This is a genomic window from Micromonospora sp. DT201, from assembly GCF_049841575.1.
In the GTDB taxonomy this organism is placed as follows: Bacteria; Actinomycetota; Actinomycetes; order Mycobacteriales; family Micromonosporaceae; genus Micromonospora.
The window spans coordinates 1-5,372 of sequence record NZ_JBNCKP010000049.1 but is presented as its reverse complement, the minus strand read 5'-3'; the positions used below and the strand labels follow the sequence as shown (position 1 = coordinate 5,372).

2 protein-coding genes are annotated in these 5,372 nt (G+C 68.7%); both read left to right on the top strand.

From position 1 onward, the window contains the following. Positions 1-1,012 (top strand): beta-ketoacyl reductase (locus tag ACLQ28_RS34275; RefSeq protein WP_425690404.1); only part of this gene is annotated, 1,012 nt, incomplete at its 5' end. Between the two features lie 2 nt (positions 1,013-1,014). After that, a partial coding sequence (locus tag ACLQ28_RS34270; protein ID WP_425690403.1) for a type I polyketide synthase occupies positions 1,015-5,372 on the top strand: 4,358 nt, incomplete at its 3' end.

Genomic DNA, 5,372 nt, shown 5'->3' with positions numbered 1-5,372 from the left:
GTCGGAGCAGGTGCGGCGGGTGATGGCTCCGAAGGTCGACGCGGCAGTGCATTTGCATGAGTTGACCGCTGGTCTGGGACTGTCGGCGTTTGTGTTGTTCTCGTCGGTTGCGGCGTTGATTGGTAGTCCGGGGCAGGGCAACTACGCGGCGGCGAACGCGTTCTTGGACGCTTTGGCGGCGAGTCGTCGGGCGGCGGGTCTGCCGGCGACGTCACTGGCGTGGGGTTTGTGGGCGGATGCCACGGGGATGACCGGTGAACTCGGCGACGCGGACCTGGCCCGCCTGGAACGCACCGGCATTGGTGCGTTGTCGAACGAGCTTGGTCTGGAGTTGTTCGACCAGGCCCAGCAGCTTGACGAGGCACTGCTCGTACCCGTGCTGCTCGACACCGTCGCACTACGTGCCCAAGCCCGGTCGGGGATGCTGCCGCCGCTGCTACGCGGACTGGTCCGCGTGCCGGCCCAACGTGTCGAGACCACCGGCGGATCCCTCCCGCAACGACTGGCCGGCCTGCCGCAGGCCGACTGGCAGCAGGCCGTCGTCGACCTGGTACGCGGGCAGGTGGCCGCCGTGCTCGGCCACTCGTCGGCCGAGGCCGTCGACCCGGACCGGGCGTTCAAGGAACTCGGTTTCGACTCCCTCGCCGCCGTCGAGTTGCGTAACCGACTGAGCCGGACCACCGGTCTGCGGCTGCCCACCACGCTCGTCTTCGACCACCCCACCTCGATGGCGGTCGCCCAGTACATGATCCCGGTCGCGATGCCGGGCACCGCACCAATGGGCCAGCGGCCGTCGGAGGAGGACGAGATCCGCGACATGCTCGCCACGATCCCGATCAGCCGTCTGCGCAAGGCAGGGCTGCTCGACATGCTCGCCGAACTCGCCAACGGAGAGCCGGACGACAACCCGGCCACCGACGACGACGCCACGTCGATCGACGACATGGACGCAGAAGCCCTGATCCGGATGACCGAGAACCCGCTTGCCGCAGCAAGCTTGGAGGTGCGGTAACCATGACCGCCGATCAGAAGAGCCTCGTCGAGGCCCTCCGTAAGTCGCTGAAGGAGACCGAGCGTCTCCGGCAGCAAAACCGGCTGCTGCTGGCACAGTCGACCGAACCGCTGGCGATCGTGGGAATGAGCTGCCGATACGCCGGCGGCGCCACGTCACCGGAAGAGCTGTGGCGACTCCTCGACGAGGGCCGGGACGCGATCGCCGGCCTCCCCGAGGACCGTGGCTGGGACCTGGAGCGACTGTACGACCCGGACCCGGAGCGGGTCGGCACGGTGTACGCACGAGCCGGCGGATTCCTGAAGGCCGTCGGCGACTTCGACGCGGGCTTCTTCGGAATCAGCCCGCGTGAGGCGTTGGCGATCGACCCGCAGCAGCGGTTGATGCTGGAAACGGCATGGGAGGCACTCGAAGACGCCGGCATCGACCCCACGTCGCTGCGGGGCACCAGCACAGGCGTGTTCTGTGGGGCGGGGACCTCCAGCTACGGCGGTTCGATGACGCCGGAGGCCGAGGGATTCCGGCTGACCGGCACGACGACAAGCGTGGTCTCCGGTCGGGTGGCGTACTCCCTGGGGCTGGAGGGCCCGGCGGTGTCGGTGGACACGGCGTGTTCGTCGTCGCTGGTGGCGCTGCACCTGGCCGCGCAGGCGCTGCGGTCCGGCGAGTGCTCGATGGCACTTGTCGGTGGCGTGACTGTGTTGTCCAGCCCGTTCCTGTTGTTGGAGTTCAGCCGGCAGCGCGGTCTGGCCGTGGACGGGCGGTGCAAGCCGTACGCGGCGGCAGCCGACGGGACCGGGTTCTCCGACGGCGCCGGAATGCTCGTTCTGGAGCGGTTGTCGGATGCGCGTCGCAATGGTCACCGGGTGTTGGCGGTGGTGCGGGGTAGTGCGATCAACCAGGATGGTGCGAGTAATGGGTTGACGGCGCCGAATGGGCCGGCGCAGGAGCGGGTGATTCGTCAGGCGTTGGCCAGCGCCGGGTTGGGCCCGGCGGATGTGGATGTGGTGGAGGGGCACGGGACGGGGACCCGGTTGGGTGACCCGATCGAGGCCCAGGCCCTGCTGGCCACCTACGGTCGCGAGCGGCAGAACGGCCCCCTGCGGCTCGGCTCGATCAAATCGAACATCGGTCATGCTTCGGCGGCGGCCGGTGTGGCTGGTGTGATCAAGATGGTGTTGGCGATGCGGCACGGGATGCTGCCGGCCACTCTGCACGTCGACGCCCCGACGCCGCACGTGGACTGGGACAGCGGAGAGATCAGGCTGCTCACCGAAGCCGAGCAGTGGCAGCGCAACGAGGAACGTCCCCGCCGTGCCGGTGTGTCATCGTTCGGTATCAGTGGCACCAACGCCCACGTCATCCTCGAAGAGGCGCCGGTCGAGTCCGAGGCGCCGGCCGGGCGTCCGGCCGGGCGTCCGGTCGGTGCCCTGCCGGTTCTGCTCTCGGGTCGGAGTGAGTCGGCGGTGCGGGGGCAGGCGGAGCGGCTGCGGTCGTACCTGCTCGATCGGCCTGAGGTCTCGGTGGTCGATGCTTCCTGGTCGTTGGCGACGGCGCGGGCGCATTTGTCGCAGCGGGCGGCGGTGGTCGCCGGCGATCGGGAGTCGTTGCTAACTGGCCTGGCAGCGTTGGCCGCGGGTGAGCCGGGTGTGGGTGTGTTCACGGGTTCGCCGGTGTCGGGTAAGACGGCGTTTTTGTTCCCGGGCCAGGGCGCGCAGCGCCCAGGAATGGGTGTGGCGTTGGCGGGGGTGTATCCCCGGTTCGCTGAGGCCCTGGACGAGGTGTGCGCCGAGTTGGACACGCGTCTGGGTCGGTCGGTGAAGGATCTGCTGGCCGCGTCGGAGGGTTCGGTTGAGGCCGGGTTGTTGGATGCGACGGAGTTCACCCAGGCCGGGTTGTTTGCCGTTGAGGTGGCTCTGTTCCGGTTGGTGGAGTCGTTTGGTGTGCGGGCGGATTATCTGATCGGGCATTCGGTGGGGGAGATCGCTGCGGCGCATGTGGCTGGGGTGTTGTCGTTGTCGGATGCGTGTGCGTTGGTGGTGGCGCGGGGTCGGTTGATGGGGGCTTTGCCGGCGGGTGGGGCGATGGCCGCGGTGCAGGCCTCCGAGGACGAGGTCGTCGCGTCGTTGGTTGGCTTTGCGGATCGGTTGTCGGTCGCGGCGGTCAATGGTCCGCGTGCGGTGGTGGTCTCCGGTGACGCGCAGGCGTTGCAGGACTGGTTGCCGGTGTGGCAGGGGCGTAAGAGCACCTTGTTGCGGGTCAGTCACGCGTTCCATTCGCATCTGATGGATCCGATGTTGGACGAGTTCCGTCAGGTTGTGCGGGGGTTGACGTTCAGGCCGCCGCAGATTCCGGTGGTGTCGAACCTGACTGGTCAGGTCGTTGGTACGGAGGTGACTGATCCGGAGTATTGGGTGACGCATGTGCGTCAGCCGGTCCGGTTCCTCGACGGCGTCAACACTCTGCACGAGCGGGGGGTGCGCCGGTGGTTTGAGGTGGGTCCGGATGCGGTGTTGACCGCGTTGACCCGCCAATGCCTCGACCACAACGACAACGAGGATGAGGGTGGGGTGTTCGCGTCCGCGTTGCGGGCCCGGCACCCGGAGCCGGACACCTTCGCCGGTTTCCTGGCCCAGGCCCACACCGCCGGTGCCAGCATCGACTGGCCGGCTTTCTACTCCGACACGCATGCCCGACGGGTTGATCTGCCTACCTACGCGTTCCAACGCCAGCGGTACTGGATTTCCCCGGACGCCGGCATGGGCGATCCCGCAGCCTCAGGGCTCGGCCGGATCGACCACCCCCTGCTGGTCGGGGCGGTGTCGGTCGGTGACCGCGACGAGTGGCTGCTCACCGGGCAACTCTCGACGCAGACACAGCCCTGGGTCGCCGAACACGTACTCCTCGGAAACGTCGTGGTGCCCGGCACCGCGCTCGTCGAGCTGGCGCTGACCGCCGGCCGGCACGCGGCAACCCCGGTCGTCGAGGAACTGGTCATCGAGTCTCCGTTGCTCCTCCAGGACGGCGTCGCACTTCAGGTGCAGGTGACGGTCGGCGAACCCGACGACGACGGCCGCCGCGAGGTCGCCATCTATACCCGCCCGGAGCACCCGGCGGCGCAGGACGGTGCCCCCGAAACCACCCGCCACGCGCGAGGCACGCTCACCCAAACGGTGCAGAGCACCTCGCCCTGGCCAGCAGAGTGGCCACCGGAGGGTGCCGAGCCGCTCCCGGTCGACTCGCTCTATGCCCGTCTCACCGAGATCGGCTACGACTACGGCCCCGTCTTCCAGGGCCTGCGTGCGGCGTGGCGCGATGGTGACGAGATCTACGCCGACGTGGCGCTCTCCGACGACCACGTCGACTTCGCCAAGGGATTCGGCATCCATCCGGCGCTCTTCGACGCCGCGCTCCAGAGCGGTGCGATCCTGCTCAGCGATGGCGAGGGCAGCCCGCACAGGATGCCGTTCAGCTGGTCGGGTGCCCAACTCGAACGTCAGGGCACCTCGCGGCTGCGCGTACGGGTCGTCGCGGCGGGAGATTCCGCGCTGCGACTGGACGCGGTCGACGAGACCGGGGCCGCGATCGTGTCGGTCTCGTCCATCGTGACCCGCCCGGTCGAGCAGGCGCAGCTCGAAAACGCCCAGGCCGCGGGGCGGAACTCGTTGTTCCAGGTCGAGTGGACTGAGGTTTCGGTTCCGGACGCGGTGGAGTCGGTGCGTGTCGCGTTCGTTGGTGAGGGTGTCGCCGGGGTCGGTGAGCACCATGCTGATCTGGACGCGTTGGAGCGGGCGATCACCGAGGGTGCCCCGGCGCCGGATGCCGTCGTGGTCACGGTCGAGGTTCCGGCGACGCCGGGCGCATTGGCGGCGGACGCCCGGGACGTGGCCGGTTCGACGTTGGCGCTGTTGCAGTGGTGGTTGGCCAGCGAGCGGTTGGCTGAGGTGCGGTTGGTGGTGGTGACGCGCGACGGTGTGGCGGTTGGTGGGGGATCGCCGGATCTGGTGCTGGCTCCGGTGTGGGGTTTGGTGCGTAGTGCGCAGTCGGAGCATCCGGGTCGGTTCGTGTTGGTGGATGTCGATGGTGGTGAGGTGCCGGACTGGGCTGGGGTGCTCGGTGCGGGCGAGGCGCAGGTGGCGGTTCGTGGCGGTCGGTTGTTGACGCCTCGGTTGGGTCGTGTCGGTGCGGTGTCGGGTGCGCCGATGGTGGTGGATCCGGGTGGCACGGTGTTGGTGACGGGTGGGACGGGTGGTTTGGGGGCGTTGTTCGCCCGGCATCTCGTGACCGCGTACGGGGTGCGGCATCTGGTGTTGGTCAGCCGTCGTGGTCTGGCGGCTGATGGTGTGCGGGAGTTGGTTGA